Origin of the sequence: Halarchaeum nitratireducens, assembly GCF_014647155.1 — an archaeon.
Classification (GTDB): domain Archaea; phylum Halobacteriota; class Halobacteria; order Halobacteriales; family Halobacteriaceae; genus Halarchaeum; species Halarchaeum nitratireducens.
On record NZ_BMOQ01000005.1, the window covers coordinates 304,600 to 326,022 of the forward strand.

General features: G+C 69.3%; 20 protein-coding genes. 11 read left to right on the forward strand and 9 right to left on the reverse strand.

Annotated elements, in window-relative coordinates; genetic code table 11:
* The 3 genes from IEX91_RS10720 to IEX91_RS10730 form a co-directional block, all read right to left on the reverse strand.
* Positions 1-999, reverse strand: a complete 999-nt coding sequence (locus IEX91_RS10720; protein ID WP_188878904.1) for an ornithine cyclodeaminase family protein — start codon at positions 997-999, stop codon at positions 1-3.
* A 40-nt stretch (positions 1,000-1,039) separates the two neighbouring features.
* Complete coding sequence (locus IEX91_RS10725; protein ID WP_188878906.1) at positions 1,040-1,303, reverse strand: hypothetical protein; 264 nt, start codon at positions 1,301-1,303, stop codon at positions 1,040-1,042.
* A gap of 137 nt (positions 1,304-1,440) precedes the next feature.
* Positions 1,441-1,845 carry a DUF3054 domain-containing protein gene (locus IEX91_RS10730; protein ID WP_188878908.1) on the reverse strand — a complete coding sequence of 135 codons (405 nt, stop codon included), beginning with the start codon at positions 1,843-1,845 and terminating at the stop codon, positions 1,441-1,443.
* Between the two features lie 87 nt (positions 1,846-1,932).
* Here IEX91_RS10730 and IEX91_RS10735 point away from each other — a divergent pair, with 87 nt between their 5' ends.
* The 4 genes from IEX91_RS10735 (at position 1,933) to IEX91_RS10750 (ending at position 6,455) form a co-directional block, all read left to right on the forward strand.
* A complete protein-coding gene (locus IEX91_RS10735) occupies positions 1,933-2,517 on the forward strand; it encodes a GNAT family N-acetyltransferase (protein ID WP_188878910.1) in 585 nt (194 codons plus the stop codon).
* A 24-nt stretch (positions 2,518-2,541) separates the two neighbouring features.
* Positions 2,542-3,522, forward strand: coding sequence for a flap endonuclease-1 (gene fen / locus IEX91_RS10740; protein WP_188878911.1), 981 nt, complete (start codon positions 2,542-2,544; stop codon positions 3,520-3,522).
* Between the two features lie 76 nt (positions 3,523-3,598).
* On the forward strand, positions 3,599-3,835 hold the full coding sequence (locus tag IEX91_RS10745) for a BolA family protein (RefSeq protein WP_188878913.1): 237 nt from the start codon (positions 3,599-3,601) through the stop codon (positions 3,833-3,835).
* A 196-nt stretch (positions 3,836-4,031) separates the two neighbouring features.
* Positions 4,032-6,455 carry a coiled-coil domain-containing protein gene (locus IEX91_RS10750; protein ID WP_188878915.1) on the forward strand — a complete coding sequence of 808 codons (2,424 nt, stop codon included), beginning with the start codon at positions 4,032-4,034 and terminating at the stop codon, positions 6,453-6,455.
* Positions 6,456-6,781: 326 nt separating this feature from the next.
* On the opposite strand, the gene IEX91_RS10755 is transcribed toward IEX91_RS10750, so the two are convergent.
* From IEX91_RS10755 to IEX91_RS10770, 4 genes are read right to left on the reverse strand one after another with little or no spacing between them, the layout of a single operon-like run.
* Positions 6,782-7,921 carry an ABC transporter ATP-binding protein gene (locus IEX91_RS10755; protein ID WP_188878916.1) on the reverse strand — a complete coding sequence of 380 codons (1,140 nt, stop codon included), beginning with the start codon at positions 7,919-7,921 and terminating at the stop codon, positions 6,782-6,784.
* A gap of 6 nt (positions 7,922-7,927) precedes the next feature.
* Positions 7,928-8,797, reverse strand: coding sequence for a carbohydrate ABC transporter permease (locus tag IEX91_RS10760; RefSeq protein WP_188878917.1), 870 nt, complete (start codon positions 8,795-8,797; stop codon positions 7,928-7,930).
* Positions 8,794-9,765 carry a carbohydrate ABC transporter permease gene (locus tag IEX91_RS10765; RefSeq protein WP_188878918.1) on the reverse strand — a complete coding sequence of 324 codons (972 nt, stop codon included), beginning with the start codon at positions 9,763-9,765 and terminating at the stop codon, positions 8,794-8,796. The genes IEX91_RS10760 and IEX91_RS10765 overlap by 4 nt, the downstream gene beginning before the upstream one ends.
* Positions 9,766-9,772: 7 nt before the next feature.
* Positions 9,773-11,101, reverse strand: a complete 1,329-nt coding sequence (locus IEX91_RS10770; RefSeq protein WP_188878919.1) for an ABC transporter substrate-binding protein — start codon at positions 11,099-11,101, stop codon at positions 9,773-9,775.
* Between the two features lie 153 nt (positions 11,102-11,254).
* Between IEX91_RS10770 and IEX91_RS10775 the strand changes: the two genes are divergently transcribed.
* From IEX91_RS10775 to gatE, 4 genes are all read left to right on the forward strand, one after another.
* Positions 11,255-12,670 (forward strand): class II fumarate hydratase, encoded by a 1,416-nt coding sequence (locus tag IEX91_RS10775; RefSeq protein WP_188878921.1) that lies wholly within the window; start codon positions 11,255-11,257, stop codon positions 12,668-12,670.
* A 268-nt stretch (positions 12,671-12,938) separates the two neighbouring features.
* Positions 12,939-13,412 (forward strand): PH domain-containing protein, encoded by a 474-nt coding sequence (locus tag IEX91_RS10780; protein WP_188878923.1) that lies wholly within the window; start codon positions 12,939-12,941, stop codon positions 13,410-13,412.
* Positions 13,409-14,911, forward strand: coding sequence for a PH domain-containing protein (locus IEX91_RS10785; RefSeq protein WP_188878925.1), 1,503 nt, complete (start codon positions 13,409-13,411; stop codon positions 14,909-14,911). Before IEX91_RS10780 ends, IEX91_RS10785 begins: the two co-directional genes overlap by 4 nt.
* A gap of 36 nt (positions 14,912-14,947) precedes the next feature.
* Positions 14,948-16,822 (forward strand): Glu-tRNA(Gln) amidotransferase subunit GatE, encoded by a 1,875-nt coding sequence (gene gatE, locus IEX91_RS10790; protein WP_188878926.1) that lies wholly within the window; start codon positions 14,948-14,950, stop codon positions 16,820-16,822.
* Between the two features lie 33 nt (positions 16,823-16,855).
* On the opposite strand, the gene IEX91_RS10795 is transcribed toward gatE, so the two are convergent.
* Entirely contained in the window at positions 16,856-17,347 is a 492-nt protein-coding gene (locus IEX91_RS10795; protein ID WP_188878927.1) for an Lrp/AsnC family transcriptional regulator, read from the reverse strand.
* A 198-nt stretch (positions 17,348-17,545) separates the two neighbouring features.
* Here IEX91_RS10795 and IEX91_RS10800 point away from each other — a divergent pair, with 198 nt between their 5' ends.
* Positions 17,546-18,556, forward strand: a complete 1,011-nt coding sequence (locus IEX91_RS10800; protein WP_188878928.1) for a DMT family transporter — start codon at positions 17,546-17,548, stop codon at positions 18,554-18,556.
* Between the two features lie 94 nt (positions 18,557-18,650).
* On the forward strand, positions 18,651-19,301 hold the full coding sequence (locus tag IEX91_RS10805; protein ID WP_188878930.1) for a hypothetical protein: 651 nt from the start codon (positions 18,651-18,653) through the stop codon (positions 19,299-19,301).
* On the opposite strand, the gene IEX91_RS10810 is transcribed toward IEX91_RS10805, so the two are convergent.
* The gene (locus IEX91_RS10810; RefSeq protein ID WP_188878932.1) at positions 19,295-20,056 is read right to left on the reverse strand and encodes an RNA methyltransferase; all 762 of its coding nucleotides are present in this window, start codon (positions 20,054-20,056) and stop codon (positions 19,295-19,297) included. The genes IEX91_RS10805 and IEX91_RS10810 overlap by 7 nt on opposite strands.
* A gap of 94 nt (positions 20,057-20,150) precedes the next feature.
* Here IEX91_RS10810 and folP point away from each other — a divergent pair, with 94 nt between their 5' ends.
* Positions 20,151-21,281 (forward strand): dihydropteroate synthase, encoded by a 1,131-nt coding sequence (gene folP, locus IEX91_RS10815; RefSeq protein WP_188878934.1) that lies wholly within the window; start codon positions 20,151-20,153, stop codon positions 21,279-21,281.
* The last annotated feature ends 142 nt before the right edge of the window (positions 21,282-21,423 follow it).

Below are 21,423 nucleotides of genomic sequence, written 5' to 3' on the forward strand. Positions count from 1 at the left end.
TCACTCGCCGGTGAGCGCCTCGCTCGCGGGCGCGAAGTCGATCGTCTGTCCGCGATCCGCCTCGGCGGCGCGCTCGTAGAGCATGTGCGCGGCCGCGACGGTCTCGATGGCGGTGCCGCCGGAGTCGAAGATCGTGATCTCCTCGTCGTCCTCGCGCCCCGGCAGTCGGTTCACGAGGACGTCCCCGAGCTCGCCGTAGACGTCCGCGTCGGTGACCGCGTCCTCCGCTTTCGCCTGGATGAACGAGCCGGCGTCCGTCTCGGCGCGCGCCGCGAGGTCGAGGACGTACGTCCCGCGTTCGAGGGTGCGCGCGTCGAGCTCGCGCTTCTCGGGGTCGTACTGTCCCATCGCGGTGACGTGCGCCCCGGGTTCGAGGTGGTCGCCGTCGAAGACCGGTTCGGACGCGTTCGTGGCGGTGACGACGATGTCGGCGTCCTCGACGGCGGCCGCGGAGGAGGCGACGGCGGCGACGGAGGCGTCGAGGCGCTTGTTCATCTCGCCCGCGAAGTCCTCGCGGTTCTCCTTCGTCGGGGAGTAGACCCACACGGTCTCTAAGTCCCGGACGGTGTCGATGGCGCGCAGTTGCCCGCGGGCTTGCGCGCCGCTTCCGATGATGGCGAGCGAGGTGGCGTCGCGGCGCGCGAGCGCGTCCGTCCCGACGGCACCGACCGCGCCGGTCTTGAAGGGGTTCATGCTCGCGCCGTCGAGGAGCGCGAGCGGCTCGCCGCTCTCGGCGTCGAAGACCGGCGCCACGAACCACGCGTCGCGATCGCCGAAGCCCGCGCCGTACATGTAGCCGCCCATCGCGCCGGTCTCGGGGAGCACCGCGGCGTACGTCGTGAACATCCCCGGCGGCTCCTCGCTGACGAGCTTGGTTCGGGGCTCGGCGGGCGCGCCCTCGCCGCGCTGACGGTAGGCGTCGCGGACGGCGGCGACGTACTCGGCGGGCTCCGCGAGGTCGGCGACGTCGCCGCTCCCGAGGTAGAGGCAGTCGGTCATACGGGACGGTTAGACGACCGTGCGGAAAAGGGTTGAGGGGTTACTCGGCAGCCGGCATCGGGGATCGGTCGTCCGGGGACGCGCCCGGTCCGACGGGGGTACTCGCGCTCGCGCTCGCGGAGACGCCCGCGGACTCGTCCGTGGGACCGCGGACGAAGAGCGCGTGACCGACGAGTACGACGCCCACACCACCCGCCGCGGGTATCGCGACCGTCGTCGAGTAGCCGAAGATGGTGACCGCCGCGGCGACGGCGACGAACGCGAGGGGGATCAGGCCCAAGATGTGGTCGTAATAACTCGTCATAATGTATTTCGTACTATGCAGAGATCATATATAAGTGTTTTGCATAGTTGACCTGTTACTACTGGGTACGCAACCTATAACTTATAGATCGGCTGATTCGATAGTATCGGTCGAAACTGACGAGAAGCGGCACGCGCTCAGCGGCGCAGCGTCGCGTGGGTCACGCCGCGCGTGAGCAGGAGGAACAGCGAGCCGAAGACGGCGACCACGACCGCGAAGATCGGGTCGTAGCCGATCGGGAACGCGCCCGAGAGGAGGAGGACCTGCCCGAGCACGTCGGCCGCGAGCCACGACGCGAGCGTCCAGCCGACGAGTCCGCGGGGGTCGTGCGTCCGCACGCTGTACGCCCGGAGGAGCGGTGCCGCGACGATCCAGCCGACGAGGAACGGCGCGAGGACGCCGAGGAAGCGAAGCGGGTGCGTCGCGGTGTAGACGAGCATCCCGTGTTGGTACTCGCCCACGAGCACGAACGCGACGATGGCGACGAGGTCGGCGAGGGCGAACGCTCGGACCGTCCGGCGATCGACGTCGAGGAGCGACATACTCGCGCTTGGGTCGGTCGGGGCTTTCCCGTATCGGTTCGCCCGAAGCGACGCCACCCACAAGGGCGTCGGGCCCCCACGACGGGCATGGAGTTCGCCCTGCTCGGACGGCCCCCGGACGCCCCCCGCCTCCGACTCGATTGGCGGCGCTTCGCCTACGCCGGGAAGTTCGTCACGGGCGACGCCGGGACGGCCGTCGCCGTCGCGGACGGGGTGCTCGACCGCGAGGGATGGCCGCCCGACGCCCGGGAGGCCGAGGCCGAGGGCGTGCTCGGCGCGGTCTCCTTCAATCGACACCACGCCGATCCCGACGCCGCCGTCCTCCGCTACGTCACCGTTCGGGCCGACCGGCGTGGCGAGGGGATCGGCGCGCGCCTCTGTGCGTTCGCCGCCGAACGCCTCCGCGACGATTACGCCCGCGTCCGCATCGACGTCAACAATCCCTACGCCTACGAGGCGCTCCACAAGGCCGGGTTCAGCTACACGGGCGAGCGGGCGGGACTGGCGGAGCTCGTCCTCGAACGGCCGTGCGAGGAACGGGAGGCGCGCTACGCGGCCGGCCTCGACGTCTACCGCGAACGCGACCTCAGCGACGACGAGCGGGCCTTCGTCGACTCGCGCGACGGTCCGCCGCCGATCGTCGACGCGCCGGCCGGCGAAGGCGAGCGTTAAGGCCCGCGCGCCGATAGGGCGGGTATGGGAAACGCGGACCTCCGGCAGCTCGCCGTCATCGAGGAGGTCGGATTCGACGAGCTCGACGGGGCGGTCGCCGTCGACGCCCACAACTGGCTCTACAAGTACCTCACGACGACCGTCAGGTTCACCCGCGACGACGCGTACACGACCGCGGACGGGACCGAGGTCCCGAACCTGATCGGCGTCGTGCGGGGCCTCCCGAAGTTCTTCGAGAACGATCTCACGCCGGTCTTCGTCTTCGACGGCCGCGTCGTCGGCCTGAAGGACGAGGAGGTCGAGTCGCGCCGCGAGGAGCGCGAGAAACGCGAGGCGAAACTCGAAGAAGCCCGCGAGGCGGGCGACGCCCTCGAAGTCGCGCGCCTCGACTCGCAGACCCAGCGCCTCACCGACGTCATCCACGAGACGACGCGCGAACTCCTCCGCCTGCTCGACGTCCCGATGATCGAGGCGCCCGCCGAGGGCGAAGCCCAGGCCTCCCACATGGCCCGGACGGACGAGGACGTCCGCTACGTCGGCAGCGACGACTACGACTGCTTGCTCTTGGGCGCGCCCCTCACGCTGCGCCAGCTCACGAGCACGGGCGACGTCGAGCGCATGGACTTCGAGGCCACCCTCGCCGAACACGACGTCACGTGGGAGCAACTCGTCGACGTCGGCATCCTCTGCGGCACCGACTTCAACGACGGACTCCCCGGCTACGGCCCGAAGACCGCGTTGAAGGCCGTCAAAGAGCACGGCGACCTCTGGGCCGTCCTCGATGACGAAGACGAGTACATCGACGACGCCGATCGCATCCGCGAGCTCTTCCTCGATCCCGACGTCACCGACGACTACGACTACGACGACGACGTCGACCCGGACCTCGACGCCGCGCGCGACTACCTCGTCGACGACTGGGGGATCGCCGCGGACGAGATCGAGCGCGCCTTCGAGCGTATCGAGGAGTCCGTGACGCAGACCGGCCTCGACCGCTGGACCTGAGGCGATCGCGGGCCGGCGACGACCGATCGCTCGCGTCTCCGCGTCCCTTTTGTCCGCGCGCGCCCATTCTCCGTCCATGAGTCCAGAGGAAGTCCAGCGACGGATCGAGGACCGGCTGCCCGAGTGCGACGCCGACGTCACCCGTGCGCGGGGGAAACACGACGACGACCACCTCGCCGCGACCGTCGTCTCGCCGTCCTTCGAGGGCGAGACCATCGTCGATCAACACCAGCAGGTGTACGACGCGCTCGGCGACGCGATGACGACGGAGATCCACGCGCTCGAACTGACGACGAAGACGCCCGAGGAGTAGCGTCGACGAGGGCCGCGGGACGGCGATCCGCGGCGAGACGCGGGGGCCTGTTCAGATCCGCCGCTTCCGTGCGAACGCGACCGGTCCGCGCTTCGTTTTCGAAGCGCCGTGTCGGTCTCGCGGACCGACGGCCGGCCATTCGCCCCGACCGTTCCGGCCGTTGAATCTTTGATGAATCCTCAGAAACGTTCGGCCGATGACCGAACACCACATTCCGAAGGGCGTCAGTCTCGACACCCTCCGAGAGATCATCGGCGGGTGGGCCGAGGCCGGCGCCGACGACGAGCCCCGTTACACCTCGGACGTCGAGGACGTCACCAGCGTCTCCGACGCAGTCGGGCGCCAGACCAGATTTCTGGAGGAGCTCGGGATCATCGAGCCCCATCGGCAGAAGCACCGACTGACCGACGCCGGCGAGGAGATCGCCGCAGCGCTGACCGAGGGCGAGGGGGAGCGGAGCCGCGAGCGAATGCGGGATCTCCTGTCCGACTGGGAACTCACCGAGGACGTCCGGGGAGTCCTCGATAGGAACCCCACGACGGCAGCGGAGCTCGTACCGATCGTCGCCGACCTGGCCGGTCAGGATCTGGAGACCAGCCGCGTCAGGACGGGGGTGACGACGCTACTGGATCTCTACGAGTGGGCGGGCCTGGTGGAGCGCGACGAGGACGACCGGCTCCGACTCCCTGAGTCCTCCGCGTCCGCGGTGGCCGACCAGACGTCCGAGGACGCAGTCGAGGCGACGGACCGGCCGACGGGAGAGTCCGGAGAAGCCCCCGGCGGGGAGGTCGCCGGGAGCGAAGCGAACGGGCCCGTCGGGTCCGCCGAGGAGGCTTCTCCCGAACGCGTCTCTGCCGACGTCGAGACGGCCAGGGAAACCGCCGAAGAGGCGGCCGGCGTCGCCGATCGAGCGGCCTCTGCCGCCGAGTACGCGACGGATGAAACCGGGGCGGCGGACGCGTCCGAACGGATCGAGCAGACGATCGAGGACATCGCCGAACGGGTCGTGACCGATACCGCACGGGCCGCGGCCAGCCGAGCAGCGAGGGAGACGGCCGAGAAGGTGGTCGAAGAGACCGCCGCGTCGGCTGCCGAAGAGGTCGCCGCGGACGTCGCGGCCGACACCGCCGCGGACGTCGCGGAGGAACGGGCGACGGACGTCGCTCGCGACCTCGCGGAGGAAACCGCGACCGACGTGGTCGAGAGGACGGCCGACGACCTGCAGACGACCGCGACGACCGCCGAGGAGGCCGCCGAGACGGCACGTCGGGTCGCGGAGCGGGTCGAGTCGGAGACCGTCGATGAGGAGTCGATCGAAGAGACCGCGGCGGAAACCGCCCGCGAGACCGCGCGTGAGGTCGCTCGAACGTCGGCACGGGAGACCGCGGCCGAAACCGCCCGCGAGGTCGTCGAGGACGCCGCGGACGAGGTGGAACGCGCCGCCGAGACCGCGGCGAACGCCGCCGAAACCGTCGAGGACCTCGCCGAGAGCGCTCAGACGACGACCGCCGAGTCAGCCACGGAGGCGGCCGCCCGAGCCGCGGAGGACGGTGCCGAGGAGGCCGAAGCTGACGAGCCAGCGGCCGAGGACGTCCCTGAGCCCGCGTCACAGGCCGAAGAGGCGCTCACCGAGGCCGTGGAGGGGACCGGTGGGGACGTCGCGGAGGCAGCCGAGGAGGTGACGCGTGACCTCCTCGAGGACGCCGGGAAGATCGAGATCTCGGTCGGCGACGAGCCGAGCGTGGAGATAACCGTCGACGAGGAGTCCGGCACCGAAATCAGCCTCGATAGTGACGCCGACTTACGGGACGTCGACCTTCCCGACGGGATCCAAATCGACACGGGGAGTTCGGGCCACGAAGGCGGCGAAACGTCCGGGTCCGACGACCTACAGGCCGACGGTGGTGTCGGGGACCCCGTTCCCGACGGCGGTTCGGTCGAGCTCTCCGAGGAGGACGACACCGTCCGGATCGACATCGGCGCGGGCCCGGGAATCACGATCTCCCTCGACGAGGAACCGGAGGACGCGACCGAGCCCGCGGAGGAGACCGCGGAATCCGACGAGGGGACTGCGGAGTCGCCGTCCGACGAGTCAGAAGAGGCGGTGGCCGAGGAGGGGTCGGAGACGACGGAGGGAGAAGCCACGGAGAGAGCCGGCGAGGCAGAGCCGGCGGCGGGCGAAGAGGCCGATGAGGCGAGCGACGAAGCAGTCGAAGAGACGACCGACGGAGTCGAAGCGGCTGCTGAGGAGGGAGCCGCCGGGACCGAAGAGACGGCCTCGGAAGCCGAAGCCGTCGCGGCGGAAACCGAGGACGCGGCCGCAGAGGCGGCTGCGGGCGGACTCGAAGACCTCTCGGACGTCGAGTCTGTCGGGGAACTCGTCACGGAAATCGCCGAGACGGCCGAGGAAGCCAGAGAGGCCGCTCGCGAGGCCCGCGAGGCGGCAGAGCAGGCACAGGACGCGGCAGCGCGCGTCACCGGTAACGGCGCCGCGAACGAATCGGGTCCGGCGTCCGAACCTCACGCGCTCTCACTGGACATCGACATCGACGCGGACTCCGAGGACCTCGAAGAGATAGTCAGCGGCATCAAGAACGGCTTGGTCACCGAAGAGGACTGATACGCCGGTCTCATCGCCACCGTTCCCCGCCGGTGTCCCGAGATCGGCTCGTCCGCGGTGAGAACGAACCACACGTCATCGAAAAGGGCGACCGCATCGCGGGGTGTCTTTCTCACTTGATGAGGTCTTCGGATCGGCGATGGCTCCCGGTCTACTCACACGGTGCGGGACGGTAACAGGGTCGGCTCGGGGGCGACCGTTCCCGATCTAAGCGACGATGTGTCGGCAAGACGCGCCGGGGAGCGTCGTCTCCGAACCACGACGCGGGTCGGCCCGTACAAGGTCACACCGATACCGGCCGTCGAGGCGCGTGGAGACGAGAGCGCTTAGAGCGAGAGGTCGACGTCGGCGTCGCCGTCGAACTCGCGGTTGCGTAGCGCCTCTCCGCTCCGACGATCGAAGAAGTGGACCGCCTCCTCCGGAATGCGCGCGACGATGTCGTCGCCCTCGTCGACGAGCGTCCGGCCGTCGACGTTGGCGATGAACGTCTCGTTCCCCGCGGTGTCCGAGAACGTGAGGTAGACGTTGTTCTCGTCGCCCATCGGCTCGACCACGTCCACGGTGACGGCGACGTCGTGACCCGACTCGACCGCGTCGACGAGCTCGATGTCCTGCGGGCGGATGCCGAGGACGAGCGCGTCGGTGTCGAGTTTGGCGCGGACGTCGTCGCTCACGGGGTAGTCGAGGCCGTCGCCGACGACCGAGTCGCCCTCGAGGTCGACGTCGAAGAAGTTCATCGACGGCTCGCCGATGAACCCCGCGACGAACTGGTTCGCGGGCGCGTGATAGGCTTCGAGCGGCGTGGCGACCTGCTGGAGGATCCCGTCGTTGAGGATGGCGATGCGATCGCCCATCGTCATCGCCTCCGTCTGGTCGTGCGTGACGTAGACGGTTGTGGTGTCGAGGTCCTCCTGGAGACGCTGGAGCTCCGTGCGCATCTGCGCGCGGAGCTTCGCGTCCAAGTTCGAGAGCGGCTCGTCCATGAGGAAGACCTCGGGCTCGCGGACGATCGCGCGCCCGAGCGCGACGCGTTGTTGCTGGCCGCCGGAGAGCTCCGAGGGCTTCCGATCGAGGAGGTCGCTGATGCCCATCGTGTCCGTCGCGGACTCGACGCGCTCGGTGATCTCGGCCTCGGAGAGGTCGGTGGACTCCTCAAGACCGAAGCTCATGTTCTCCCGCACCGTCATGTGCGGGTAGAGCGCGTACGACTGGAACACCATGGCGATGTCCCGGTCGCGGGGTTTGGCCTCGTTGACGCGTCGGCCGCCGATGCGGAGTTCGCCCTCCGTGATCGTTTCGAGGCCGGCGATCATCCGGAGGGTGGTGGACTTCCCACACCCGGAGGGGCCGACGAGGACGAGGAACTCGCCGTCGTCGATGTCGATGCTGGCGTCGTCGACGGCGACGATAGTCTCGCCGTCGTCGTCGAAGTGCTTCGTGATGTCGTCGAGTTCGAGTCTAGCCATAGTGTGTTAGGTGGAGACCCCTTCTGCGAACTGGTCGCCGAACAGGACGTAGACGATGATCGTGGGGAGCGCGGCGACGAACGCGCCGGCCATCCGGATCCCGAAGCCGACCTCGGAGAGGCTCGCACCGAGTTGGCTGAGCGGGACGGTGACGGGCGCACCCGCCCCCGGGCCGACGAGCACCAGCGCGAACAGGAGGTCGTTCCAGACCTGGGTGAACTGATAGATGAGCGTCACCGCGAACATCGGCACGGAGAGCGGGAGGATGATCCGGCGGTAGATCGTGTGCGTCGTCGCACCGTCGATCCGCGCGGCCTCGATCATCTCCCCGTTGAAGTCCTTGTAGTAGGTCCGGAAGAGCAGCGTACAGATCGGGATCCCGTACGCGACGTGCGAGAGGATGAGGCCGATCAGATCGCCGACCCAGCCGGCGAGTCCGACGTAGCCGACGAGGTCGCTCACGGGCACGACGGACGCCCAGAACTTCGAGAGCGGGATGAGGACGGCCTGATAGGGGATGAAGATCCCGGCGATGAACAGCATCAGGATCGGCACCTGGTGGCGCCAATCGAGGGTCGTCAGCCCGTAGGCCGCCATGCTCCCGAGGAGGGCGGAGAGGATCGTCGCCGGGATGGCGAGGATCAGACTGTTCACCAACCCGCCCGCGAGCGCGTTGATCGCGCGCGTCCAGTGGATGTTCGTGAAACCGGCGGGCGCGGGCGGGAGGAACGGTGCGGTCGCGAGAACGTCCGCCTTGATGGAGGTCATCAGCCCCGTCCAGAGGGGCAGCAGGTAGAAGACCACCAGGAGGACGAGGACGGCGTACAGCGCCGTCGAGCGCCAACTCCGTCCGGAGGATGTGTTCGTATCTGTCATAGTTCACCTGCGCGGTACTGGTAGAGGAGGTACGGTGCGACGACGACCAGCGCCAGCGCGAACAGCATGATCCCGATCGCGGCGGCGTACGCCCGGTTGTTGGCGACGAACGCCTGCCGAACCATCATCGTCGCGAGAATGTCCGACCCCTTCGGTGGGTAGTAGCTCCCGGTGAGGGAGTAGAGGAAGTCGAACGCCTTCAGCGCGAACACCATCAGGACGACGGACGCCGAGATGGTCGCACCCTTCAGCTGCGGGATGATGACCCGCCAGTACATGCGGAGGGTGGTCGCGCCGTCGACGCGCGCGGCCTCGAACTGCTCGGTCGGGATCGCGCGCAGGCCGGCGAGGTAGACGACCATCGCGTAGCCGCTGAACTGCCAGATGAGCGCGAAGACGACCGCGCCGAGCACGAGCGAGGGGTTCCCGATCCACTCGTAGGGGCCGAGGCCGACGACGCCGAGGATGATGTTCACCAGCCCGTTCTGTTGGTTGTACATCCAGAGCCAGAACTGGGCGGTGACGACGAACGAGAGCGCCATCGGGAGCAGGTAGATCGTCCGGAAGGTGTTCTCGTAGCGGATGCCCTGATCGACGAGGACGGCCACGACGAGGCCGACGACGAGACAGAGGACGGTGAACGCCACGAGGAGCGCGAAGGTGTTTCGCAACGCCCCGATGAAGACGGGATCGGCGAACGCCCTCGCGTACATCTCGAAGTCGAGGTTCGCGTAGTCCGGCGCGCCGAACCCCGAGGAGTCCGTGAGGCTCAGGAAGAAGTTCCAGAGGATCGCCCCGTAGACGGCCAGCCCCATCACGACGAACGGCGGGAGCCAGTACGGGAGCGACGAGGTGAACTCGTCGCTCACGAGCCCGCTGTCGCGGGTGGCGTTCACCTCGCCGCCGTCGGCGCGAATCCGGTTCCGGCGGACGAGCCGGCCGAGATACGCTGCGAGCTTTCCACGCATCGCTCGCTCAGTTGTCGAAGGCGTCGACGAAGGCCTGTGCGGTCTCCTCGGCCGCCGAATCGGAGTAGCCGGAGTAGCTCTGGCTGATAGCGGTCTGGAGGTTGCTCAGGACTTCCGCCGTCGTCGCCAGCCCGTGCGCGACGCTCGGGGGCTGGGCCGTGGACTCTTGGAAGTCGCTGTACTGGTTGGTCTGGAACTCGCCGAACTCGTCCATGGAGACGTCGCTGCGCGGCGGGATGGAGCCCTTCTCCGTGTTGAAACGGACCTGGGCGTCCTTGGTGCCGACGTAGGTGAGCCACTTCTCCGTGGCCTCCGGCGAGGGGTTGTTCGACGGGAAGACCCACGAGTCCATGTTCAGCGCGTACAGCCCGTCCGTCCCGGGGAACGTCACGCAGTCCCAGTCGGTGCCGTACTCGAAGTCGTCGGTGCCGGCGTACATGCCGGCGGCCCAGTCGCCCTGGTGGAAGAAGGCGGCGCCGCCGTTGATGATGAGGTTGTTGGCCTCCTGCCAGCCGACGGTGCCGGCGTCCGAGTTGAAGTAGTCGCTGTAGGCGTTGAGGGTCTTGAACGCGTCGGCGATGGGGCCGACGTCGGCCTCGCCGGCCATGAAGCGCTGGTAGGTGTCCCAGCCGGCCTGACCGAGGTAGATGGCCGCCCAGAGCTGCAGCGTCGTCCACGGGGACTGACTGGACTGGGCCATGCCGACGGCGTCGGTGTTCTCCTCGACCTGCGCGAGGGCGTCGGTGAGGTCGCTCGGCGTCTCGATGGCGCTGACGTCGACACCGGCCTCTTCGACGACCGAGGGGTTGTAGAAGAGGTTGTTCATCCGGTGGATGTTCGTCGGCACGGCGACGTACATACCGTCGGGCTTGGCGGCCTCCTGGGGCCCGGAGACGTACGCCTCCTTCATGTCGTTCTGACTCCAGACGGACTCCTCGATGTCGCCGAGGAGGCCCGCTTCGGTGAACTGGAGGAGGTTCTTCCCGGGCCACTCCGCCCACGAGCTCGGCGGGTTGTCGTTGCCGAGCCGAACGTTGATACGCGTGTTCAGGCTCGTGTTCCCGCCGCCGCCGATCGCCTTGTCGTTGACCGTGACGTCCGGGTACGCCTGCTTGAACCCTTCCAGCATGCTCTGGAAGGCCGCTTGCCCGTCACCGCCCGTCCATCCGTGCAGGATCTCCAGTTCGTTCGACCCGCCGCTGCCACCTTCGCCGCCTCCGCTCCCGCCCCCGCCCCCGCCGTTTGCACAGCCCGCCAGCGCCGCCACGCCCGTCGCACCCGCTGCCGTCAGGTAGTGTCGCCGCGAAAGCCGCTCGTCCGAATCGTTTTCTGTCATGGTGTGCTCGTTAGGAGCTGGGTCGCTCAGCTACAAAATAGTTATTATTAACAACAGTCCGAGTCAGTCATGACAGCGGACGTAGCGCGTCGGTGGGTTTCGACGCCGGAGCGGACCGGTGGGTTTTACGCGCCGCCGCGCGACCCACCGCCCATGAGCGACGACGGAGACTACCGGATCGAGTCGGACAGCCTGGGCGAGATGGAAGTCCCCGCGGACGCCTACTGGGGCGCACAGACCCAGCGCGCCGTCGAGAACTTCCCGATCAGCGGGCGGGGCTTTCAGCCCGCGTTCGTCCACGCGCTCGGCGCCGTGAAGAAGGCCGCCGCGCAGGCCAACCGCGATCTCGGCACTGTCCCCGAGGACAAGGCCGAGGCGATCATCGCGGCCGCGGACGAGGTCATCGCGGGCGAGCACGACGATCAGTTCCCCGTCGACGTCTTCCAGACGGGTTCCGGGACCTCGACGAACATGAACGCCAACGAGGTCATCGCCAACCGCGCGACGGAGATCTACGGTGGCGAGGTCGGCACGCGGGAGATCCACCCGAACGACCACGTGAACTTCGGGCAGTCCTCGAACGACGTCATCCCGACCGCGATGCACGTCGCCGCGCTCGTCGCCGTCGAGAAGGACGTCGGTCCGGCCCTCGAAACGCTCGTCGGCGCCCTGGAAGCCAAAGAGGAGGAGTTCGACGGCGTCGTCAAGACCGGGCGCACCCACCTGCAGGACGCCACGCCGGTCCGGCTCGGTCAGGAGTTCGGCGGCTATCGCGCCCAGATCGAGAAGGGGCTCGCTCGCGTGGAGAACACGAAGACGCACCTCCGCGAGCTCGCCCTCGGCGGGACCGCCGTCGGGACGGGGCTCAACACCCATCCCGAGTTCCCCGAGCGCGCCGCCGAGTACATCAGCGAGGAGACGGACGTCCAGTTCCGCGAGGCGGACAACCACTTCGAGGCGCAGGCCGCCCACGACGCGATGAACGAGGCCCACGGCGCCCTCCGCACCGTCGCGGGGAGCCTGAACAAGATCGCGAACGACCTCCGACTGCTCGCCTCCGGCCCGCGCAACGGCTTGGGCGAGATCGAACAGCCCGAGAATCAGCCCGGCTCCTCGATCATGCCGGGGAAGATCAACCCGGTCGTCGCGGAGTCGATCAATCAGGTCCACAAGCAGGTCGTCGGCCACGACGCCGCGATCTCTTCGGGGGCCGCGGAGGGTCAGATCGACCTCAACCTCTACAAGCCCGTGCTCGCCTTCGACTTCCTCGAATCCGCGACGCTGATCGCTAACGGGAGCGAGGCGTTCGCGGAGAAGTTCGTGGCGAAACTGGAGGCGAACGAGGCGCACTGCGAGGCGCAGGTCGAACGCTCGATGGCCCTCGCCACCGCGCTCAACCCCGCGATCGGCTACGACAAGGCCAGCAAGGTCGCCAAGACGGCCATCGCGGAGGGCAAGACCGTCCGCGAGGTCGCCGTCGAGGAGGGGTACCTCACCGAGGCGGAGGCCGACGAGGTGCTCGACCCGGAGAAGATGACGCGCCGCGGGATCCTCGGCGACGAGGAGTAAGCCGACGCGCGGCGTCGGCGCGAGGAGAGCGGGAGGGAGCGCCGGCGACCGGCACGCGAGCAACGCGGAACCGAACGACGCGCGGTCTCGAATGGAGGCGCGAAGTCGGCCACGCGGACCGTCGGACGGCCGCGTCATCGCGTGATAGCGGGGGGATCACCCGAGCGCGGGGCCGCGTGACACGCCGACGGACGACGACCTCGACAGCAGGTTGGCGCGCTCGGTCGCGACCCCCGAGTTCTTTCATCGCGCGCCCGAACGCCGAGGTATGGAGCGCCTCCACACCCGCGTCCTCGCGCAGTGGTCGGCCGGCGCGCTCGTCACCGCGGCCGTCGTCGCCGTCGTCGCCGGTGCGATCGCGTTCGTCGACCCGTTCTCGCTCGCCCTCCCACCGCTCGTCGTCACGGGCGCCGTCTTCGGCGTCGTGTTCGTTCTCGGCGTCGCCTACGCGGGCCTCCGGTATCGCTCGTGGCGGTACGAGGTCCGCACGAACACGCTCTACATCGAGCGCGGCGTCCTCACGCGCGTCGAGACGATCGTCCCGTACGTCCGCGTCCAGCACGTCGACAGCCAGCGCGGCCCCCTCGAACGCCTCCTCGGGCTCGGGACGGTCGTCGTCTACACCGCGGGGTCGCGCGGCGCGGACGTCTCGATCCCGGGGCTGGCCGCCGAGCGCGCGACCACCCTGCAGGAACGCCTGCGCGATCTCGCCATCGAGAGCGAACCCACCGACGCCGTATGAGACTCCACCCGCTCACCGTCGTCTATCGGATCGGCCGGCGGGCCGTGAACCTCGGCTGGGGGGTCGTCGTCGGCTTCGCGGGCGCGGCCTCGATCCCGTTCGTCGATCGGCGACTCATCGTGGTGGCGCTCGCGCTCGCCCTCCTCGTCCTCGTCGGTTACGAGGTCGCGCGCTACCGGCGCTTCACGTACGCCCTCGCGGGGACGACGCTCGAACTCCGATCGGGCGTGCTGTCGCGGCGCGAGCGCGAGATCCCGATCGAGCGCGTCCAGAACGTGGACGTCTCGCGGACGATCGGACAGCGGGTGCTCGGACTCGCCACCGTCCGCGTCGAGACGGCGGGCGGTGGGGACACGGAGGCCGTGCTGGAGTGCGTGAGCGCCGCGGCGGCCGAGGACCTCCAGACCGAGCTCAGGCGGCTGAAGCGCGCGGCCGCGGATGCGGACGAGGTGACCGAGGGCTCGGACGGCGTACGCGCCGGCGGGACGGCGGGTTCGACGGGCGACGTGGTGGGGGGCGCGATGGACGACGCGAGCGAAGTGATCTTCGATCTCGGGCACCGTCGGCTGCTGCTCGCCAGCGCGCTCTCCTTCGACGTGCGGCTCCTCTCGGTCGTCTTCGTCGCCCAGCCGGTCGTCCAGCCGCTGTTGGCCCCGCTCGTCGGCGACCTCGCGGGCGTCACGACCGTCGTCGCGCTCCTCGTGGCGCTCCTCACCGCCGTCGGACTCTGGCTGGCGAGCGCGGCCCGGACGTTCGCGCGCTACTACGCGTTCCGACTCGTGCGCGCCGGCGACGACCTCCGGTACGAACGCGGGCTCGGCCGGCGCTACACGGGGACGATCCCGCTGGAGAAGCTCCAGACGCTCGCCGTCGAGGAGACGGCGCTCGAACGCGCGTTCGGGTACGCGTCGCTGTCGGTCGTGACCGCCGGATCCGTGGGGTCGAACACGACCGGCGGGTCGGCGGCCGCGGTGCCCCTGGCGACTCGGGCTGACGTCTTCTCGCTCGCCCGCGACCTCGAACCGTTCGCGGACGTGGCGATGGAGCGCCCGCCGACGCGCGCGCGAGAGCGGTACGCGATCCGTTACGCGCTCGGCGTCGGCGGTCTCCTCGCGCTCACGGCGGCGGTCGACGCGCTCTTCACGCCGGTTCCGTACGCGTGGGCGCCCGCGCTCCTCCTCGTCCTCGCACCGGTCGCCGCACACCTACAGTGGCGGAACGTCGGCGTCGCCCTCACCGACGACCACGCGGTCGTCCGTCGGGGGTTCTGGACGCGCCGGACGCGCGTCCTCCCGCACGATCGGGTTCAGACGGCCGCGGTGAGCGCGACGCTCTTCCAGCGGCGGCGCGACCTCGCGTCGGTGGCGATCGACACCGCGGGCGGCGACGCGGTGGCGCCCGACTACGACGCCGCGCGCGCGAGGGAGATCCGGGATCGCGTCGTAGAACGGGCGTGGGCGGCCGTCGGTGCGCGACGCGACGCGGACGACTCGCACTGAACGGTTTTTTACGGTTCGGCCGCACATCCTGACGTAATGACCGACGGCGACTTCGACTACGAGGACCTGGGGCTGGTCGCCGGCCTCGAGATCCACCAGCAGCTCGATACGGCGACGAAGCTCTTCTGCGCGTGCCCGACGACGCGACGCGAACCCGAAGAACACACGCGGACGTTCACGCGCTACCTCCACCCGACGAAGAGCGAGCTCGGCGAGATCGACGAGGCGGCCCTCGAGGAGTCGCAGGTCGAACGCGAGTTCGAGTACCTCGGCTTCGACACGACGTGTCTCGTCGAGGAGGACGACGAGCCCCCCCACCGCATGGACGGGGAGGCGCTCGACGTCGCCCTCGAGGTCGCGGCGCTGATGGACATGACGCCGCTCGATCAGGCCCACGTGATGCGCAAGGTCGTCATCGACGGGTCGAACACGAGCGGCTTCCAGCGCTCGTCGCTCGTCGCGCAGGGCGGCGAGATCGAGACGAGCGAGGGACCCGTCGGCATCGAGGACATGATGCTGGAAGAGGAGTCCGCGGCGCGCGTCGAGGAGAGCGATTCGGGCGCGACGTTCGCGCTCGATCGGCTCGGCATCCCGCTCGTCGAGATCGGCACGGAGCCCGACATCCGCAGCCCCGAGCAGGCCCGCGAGGCCGCCGAGCGCATCGGGATGTTGCTGCGCTCGACCGGGCAGGTCAAACGCGGCCTCGGGACGATCCGACAGGACGTGAACGTCTCCATCGCCGAGGGCGCGCGCGTCGAGATGAAGGGCGTCCAGAGCCTCGACGACATCGACGACCTGGTGCGCTTCGAGGTGCAACGGCAGGTCCGACTCCTGGAGATCGCCGACGAGCTCGACGAACGCGACGCCTCGGTCGGCGAGGTCCAGGACGTCACGGACGTCTTCGCGGACACGGAGTCCTCGGTGGTCCGCGGGGCGCTCGACGCCGGTGGGTTGGTCTTCGCGGTGCCGCTCTACGGCTTCAACGGGATCGTCGGACGGGAGCTCCAGCCGGACCGTCGGCTGGGGACGGAGCTCTCCGACCACGCGAAACGCCACGGCGCGGGCGGCATCTTCCACACGGACGAACTGCCGGCGTACGGCGTCACCGAGGACGAGGTCGAGGCCCTGCGCGAGGCGGTCGACGCCGGCCCCGAGGACGCCGTGGCGATGGTCGCCGCGGAGGCGGACGTGGCTCGCGGCGCGACGGAGGCCGCGGCCGACCGCGCGCGGACCGCGATCGAGGGCGTCCCGGAGGAGACCCGCGGGGCGAACGAGGACGGGACGACGGAGTACCTCCGTCCGCTCCCCGGCGCGGCGCGGATGTATCCCGAGACGGACGTCCCGCCCGTCGAGCCCGACCCGAGCGAGATCGAGGTCCCCGAGCTCCTCACGGAGAAGGTCGAGCGCTACGTCGCGGAGTTCGACCTGAACGAGGACGTCGCCGAGCAGGTCGCTTACGGGCGGCGATGGCGGCTCTTCGAGGACGCGGTGGAACGCGGCGTGGACCCGAACCTCGCGGCACGCACCGTGGAGTCGACGGTGACGAGCCTCCGGCGCGACGGCATACCTGTGAAAAACCTCGCGGACGAGCACTTCCACGGCGTCTTCGATCTCGTCGCCGACGACGAGATCACCCAGGAGGGCGTCCCCGAACTGCTCGAAACGCTCGCCGAGGAGCCGGATCGGACGGCCGCGGAAGCCGCGGAGGAAGCGGGTCTGGGCTCGGCGGACGAGGACGTCGTGCGCGAGGCCGTCGTCGACGTCGTCGAGCGAAACGCCGAGCAGATCGAGGCGGAGGGCATGGGGGCGTTCTCCGGTCTGATGGGTGAGGCCATGGGCGCGCTCCGCGGGAAGGCGGAGGGCGATCTCGTCAGCGAGGTGCTGCGCGAGGAGATACAGAAGCGGAGCTGAACCGAGCCCGAGGTTCCGACGGCGTTTTAGAGATCACTCCGACTCGTCGACGAGCGCGTCGACGAGCGTGTCGAGCGAGTAGGCCTGGAGGGGCCGCGGCGTGTCCTTCGTCCGCGAGGTGACGAACGTCGAGTTCGTCCGGTCGACCTCCTCGATGGCCTCGAAGTCGGTGATGAGGCGCTCGACGGCGTCCGAGTCGGGGAGGCGCGCGAGGACCATGAAGTCGTACTCGCCCATCGTGAAGAAGACCTGCGTGACGCCCTCGATCTCCTCGAGCTCGGCCGCGACGCCGCGGTAGCTCCCGCTGTAAGAGGTGTACACCTCGATGACGACCGTGACGCCGAGACCGAGCGCGTCGAGGTCGAGATCGTAGAGGTCGTTTTCGATAATTCCCTCCTCGCGGAGACTGTTCAGCCGGTAGTGGATGGTGGAGACGGGGATATCCGTCTCCTCGTGGAGCCGCTCGGGGCTTCCGGTACCGAGGTCGGAGATGGCCTTCAGGAGGCGCACGTCCCGTTCGTCCATACGGGACCGATCGCGCGACCGCCGTAATACTCCACCGGGACGGCGCGACCGCTCGACCCGACCGGAGGCGCCACCGACGTGCGCCGTGATACCGTACATTTCTCATCGTAATGCATTAGGTTAGAGGAATATCCCAGTTATACTGAAGTCTTTGTAGACAAGTTTAACACCGCTCGTCCACTACCCGTTCGTAGACAGATGTCTCTCGCAGATACCCTCCACGGCCCCCGCACCACCGCCACGATGTTCGTGGCGCTCGCGGCGTTCTGGGGGACGTCGTTCGTCGCCATCCAGACCGGCCTCCACGCCTTCCCGCCGCTGCTCTTCGCGGCCCTCCGCTTCGGGATCGCCGGTCTCGTCGTCCTCGGCTACGCCGCCTACACGACCGCGCGCTGGTTCCCGCGGACGCGCGCCGAGTGGCTCCAAGTGACCATCGGCGGCGTCCTCGTCATCGCCGTCTATCACGGGCTCCTCTACCTCGGCGAGCGTCACGTCCCCGGCGCCGTCGCGGCCGTCATCGTCTCGCTCGCACCCATCCTCACCGCCGTCTTCGCCAGCCTCGTCCTCTCGGAGGACTCGATCGGCGGCGTCGAACTCGTCGGGTTCGGCCTCGGGATCCTCGGCGTCGTCGCGATCGCCGCACCCGGCGGTGGCGCGCTCGCTGGCGTCGGCCTCGTGCCCGTCGGCCTCGTCGTCCTCGGTACCGCGACCTTCGCGCTCGGCGGCGTGCTCACTCGCCCGCTCGCCACGTCGCTCCCCCTCCGGTCGATGCAGGCGTGGACGATGCTCGTCGGCGCCGCGCTGCTCTTCGGCGGCGCGGGCCTCCGCGGCGAGTCGTTCGCCGCGATCCACTGGACCCCCGGATCGATCGCCTCCCTCGCCTACCTCACCGGCATCTCGGGTGTGCTCGCCTTCCTCCTCTACTTCGAGCTCCTCGATCGGGCCGGTCCGAGCACCGTTCACCTCGTCAGCTACCTCGAACCGGTCGTCGCCACCGTGATGAGCGTCGCCCTGCTCGGTCAAGGCGTCGGCCCCACGACCGCCGTCGGCTTCCTCGCGGTCTTCACCGGCTTCGTCGTCGTCGAACGCGACCGCTTCGCCGTCTTCGACGACGCCCGCGAGCGCGCCCGGCTCGCCTACGTCCGCCTCGTCCACAGCGAGCACGTCCCGTCGAGCGGCCGGCACGGCTACGAGCGCGCCGACGACTGACGCGTCCGCCCCGTCGGAGGCACGGAGACGCGAACGGAGCGTGGTGTGGGGCGACGCCGATCGTATTATCGGGCGCGCGCCCGTTCGGTTCGGTATGGTCTCCGCACGTACCCTTCTCGCGCTCCTCGTGGGCCTCGCGATCCTCACGCAGCCCGTCGTCGGCGACCCGCCCGGCCTCGACACGCAGTACACCTACGGAGCGACGCCGTTCGGCGCTGACGACGGCGAAGCCGTCCACTCACTCTACCACCTTCCAGCGGTCGGGTACGGCGTCGACTCGCAGCTAACCGTCGTCCGACAGGCCGCGAACGACACCGTCACCCGGCCCGTCGACGAGGTTCCGCCGGAGGTCGAACGTCTCACCGAGGTCCGATTCCTCGCTGACGACCGTGGTGACCAGTACTACCGCCTCGATGCCCGCATCGACGGCGAGACGTTCACGCTGAACGCGACGCCGGTCTCGGCGCGCGCCGTCGCCGCCGACCTCGCGGTCGCGCCCGCCGACGCTCCCGCGCCGATCCGCGACGCCCTCGACGGGAACGCGACGAGCAGGCAGTCGTACCCCGCGGCCGTCCTCCGGACGGACGACGGCTACGCGCTCGTCCGCACCGTCGCCACCGAGCGCGTCCCCGACCCCTACACCGTCCCGAAGATCGCCGCGTACGGCTTCGCCGTCGCGCTCGTCGTCTGGGGGTGTCTCTCCGTCTATCGCGAGCGCGTCAAGCGCGAGACCCGACGTCAGTAACCGTCGTCGTCGACGGAGTCCTTCCGGCCGTTGCCCTCGATGTGCCAGCGTGCGCGGCGCAGGATCCCGTGGAGGGTGTTGATTTCGCGGCCCGTCGGGTGCGCGCGCCCGAGGATCCGACGCAGCATCCGGCCGGTCTTCGCCTGTTTCTCGTCGGGGTAGTCAACGAGCGAGAGGAAGTCGTCGAAGTGGTCGTAGAACGCCTCGATCTCGTCCTCCGTCGCGCGGTGGACGGCGACGTCCGGCAGTTGGGTCTCGTCCACGGTGAGGTCGCGGAGTTCGTAGAGCGCGATGGTCGCGGCCTGCCCGAGGTTCAGGACGGGGTAGTCGGCGCTCGCGGGGATCGAACACACCTCGTCGAAGCGCTCGATCTCGCGGTTGTGGAGGCCGACGCGCTCGCGTCCGAAGACGAGACACGTCGGGGCCTCGACGTCGCGGAGGCTCCCCGCGAGCTCGTCCGGCGTTCGGAACGGGAAGCGGACGTGCTTGGTCGCGTCCTCGTTCGTGATCGCGGTGAAGCCCACGGTGTGGAAGGTCTCGACGAGGAAGTTGAGGTCGACCACCTCGGCGTCGGGGAGGACGTCCTCTCGCGCCTGCCCGGCGTAGCCGTAGGCCTCCGACTCCCGAGAGAGGTCCGGCGGATCGACGAGGTAGAGGTCCTCGAAGCCGAAGTTCTTCATCGCGCGGGCGATCGTGCCGACGTTCCCGGACGTCTCGGCGTCCACGACGGCGACGGCGGGGGGGCTGGCTCCCATCGCTACCCGATAGCCGCCGTGTCGACAAAAGGGGCGCGCACCGCCGGCACGATGGACCGCGGGTTCTATAGCGTTGGCCGCCGCGGGCTCACGTATGCACACCGTGGACGCCGCCGGCCTGCGGATCGGCGACGACCACCCCCCGCGTATCATGGGGGTGTTGAACGTCTCGAAGGAATCTCCGTACTCGCCGAGCGTCTTCGACGACCCCGACGAGGCCGCCGCTTACGTCGAGTCGGAGCTCGTCGCGGAGGGGGCCGACATCGTGGACGTCGGCCTCGAATCCGCGAACAAGCGCCTCGACGTCTTGGACGAGGCGGCGGAGCTCGAACGCCTCGACACGGCCATCGAGACGATCGAGCGCGTCGACGGCGCCGACGACGTGACCTTCAGCATCGAGACGCGCTACGCGGCGGTCGCGGACGCGGCCCTCGAAGCGGGGTTCGACATGGTCAACGACGTCTGCGGCTTCGCGGACCCCGAGATGCCTGCCGTCTGTGAGAAACATGACGCCGCGGTCGTGAAGATGGCGTCGCCGCCCGACCTCGAACGCCCCGGCGCGATCGAGGACGTCGACGACATCTACGACGCGCTCGCGCGCAACGGCTTCACGGAGAAGACGATCCTCGATCCGGCCTTCGGTGGATGGAGCGAAGCGAAAACGCTGGCCGACGATCGGGAGACCTTCGAGCGCCTCCGCGAGTTCCGCGGATACGGTCGCCCGATCCTCGTCTCGATCAACCGCAAGAACTTCCTGCGCGACATCGCCGGTCGTTCGACGGAGGAGGCCCTCCCCGTCTCGCTCGCCGCGACGTCGATGGCGGTCGAGCGCGGCGCGCACGTGATCCGAACGCACGACGTCGCGGAGACCCGCGACGCCGCCCTCGTCGGCCACGCCTTCACCCGCGAGCGCCACCGCGACCGGGCCGTCGAGGAACTCGACGTCACGACCGTCCGGGAGGCCGAGCGCCACATCGCCCGTCTCGGCGGGAACGCCGCGGCCGCCGAGGACGCGGTCGCGCACGCCTACGAGGTTCGGCCACCCGCGGACATGCGTCACACGCTCGTCAGCGCCGCGTCTGACACGGACGTCGTCTGCACGGGCCACGAGACGCTCTTCGTCGCCGGCACGACGACGGAATTGGAGGCCTTCGCGGACCGGATAACGAGCGCGTCGAAGGCGCTCGCGGGGATTGCCGGGGAGATCCGGTCGAGCGTGGAGTAACGAGAAAGCTTATGCCGGAAGCCCCGCAACCCCGGATTGGAGGCCGAGGCCCCGCGCTGGTAGGAGTACACTACAAACTGCGGGGGCTCGGCTCGAACCACCGCGACCCGAAAAATTTCTCGCGCCCCCACGCCGACTAGTC

Bases quoted from the DNA above. Each gene is read 5' to 3' on its own strand.
- IEX91_RS10720 (WP_188878904.1), bottom strand. From the start codon at position 999: ATGACCGACTGCCTCTACCTCGGGAGCGGCGACGTCGCCGACCTCGCG.
- IEX91_RS10725 (WP_188878906.1), bottom strand. From the start codon at position 1,303: ATGACGAGTTATTACGACCACATCTTGGGCCTGATCCCCCTCGCGTTC.
- IEX91_RS10730 (WP_188878908.1), bottom strand. From the start codon at position 1,845: ATGTCGCTCCTCGACGTCGATCGCCGGACGGTCCGAGCGTTCGCCCTC.
- IEX91_RS10735 (WP_188878910.1), top strand. From the start codon at position 1,933: ATGGAGTTCGCCCTGCTCGGACGGCCCCCGGACGCCCCCCGCCTCCGA.
- fen (WP_188878911.1), top strand. From the start codon at position 2,542: ATGGGAAACGCGGACCTCCGGCAGCTCGCCGTCATCGAGGAGGTCGGA.
- IEX91_RS10745 (WP_188878913.1), top strand. From the start codon at position 3,599: ATGAGTCCAGAGGAAGTCCAGCGACGGATCGAGGACCGGCTGCCCGAG.
- IEX91_RS10750 (WP_188878915.1), top strand. From the start codon at position 4,032: ATGACCGAACACCACATTCCGAAGGGCGTCAGTCTCGACACCCTCCGA.
- IEX91_RS10755 (WP_188878916.1), bottom strand. From the start codon at position 7,921: ATGGCTAGACTCGAACTCGACGACATCACGAAGCACTTCGACGACGAC.
- IEX91_RS10760 (WP_188878917.1), bottom strand. From the start codon at position 8,797: ATGACAGATACGAACACATCCTCCGGACGGAGTTGGCGCTCGACGGCG.
- IEX91_RS10765 (WP_188878918.1), bottom strand. From the start codon at position 9,765: ATGCGTGGAAAGCTCGCAGCGTATCTCGGCCGGCTCGTCCGCCGGAAC.
- IEX91_RS10770 (WP_188878919.1), bottom strand. From the start codon at position 11,101: ATGACAGAAAACGATTCGGACGAGCGGCTTTCGCGGCGACACTACCTG.
- IEX91_RS10775 (WP_188878921.1), top strand. From the start codon at position 11,255: ATGAGCGACGACGGAGACTACCGGATCGAGTCGGACAGCCTGGGCGAG.
- IEX91_RS10780 (WP_188878923.1), top strand. From the start codon at position 12,939: ATGGAGCGCCTCCACACCCGCGTCCTCGCGCAGTGGTCGGCCGGCGCG.
- IEX91_RS10785 (WP_188878925.1), top strand. From the start codon at position 13,409: ATGAGACTCCACCCGCTCACCGTCGTCTATCGGATCGGCCGGCGGGCC.
- gatE (WP_188878926.1), top strand. From the start codon at position 14,948: ATGACCGACGGCGACTTCGACTACGAGGACCTGGGGCTGGTCGCCGGC.
- IEX91_RS10795 (WP_188878927.1), bottom strand. From the start codon at position 17,347: ATGGACGAACGGGACGTGCGCCTCCTGAAGGCCATCTCCGACCTCGGT.
- IEX91_RS10800 (WP_188878928.1), top strand. From the start codon at position 17,546: ATGTCTCTCGCAGATACCCTCCACGGCCCCCGCACCACCGCCACGATG.
- IEX91_RS10805 (WP_188878930.1), top strand. From the start codon at position 18,651: ATGGTCTCCGCACGTACCCTTCTCGCGCTCCTCGTGGGCCTCGCGATC.
- IEX91_RS10810 (WP_188878932.1), bottom strand. From the start codon at position 20,056: ATGGGAGCCAGCCCCCCCGCCGTCGCCGTCGTGGACGCCGAGACGTCC.
- folP (WP_188878934.1), top strand. From the start codon at position 20,151: ATGCACACCGTGGACGCCGCCGGCCTGCGGATCGGCGACGACCACCCC.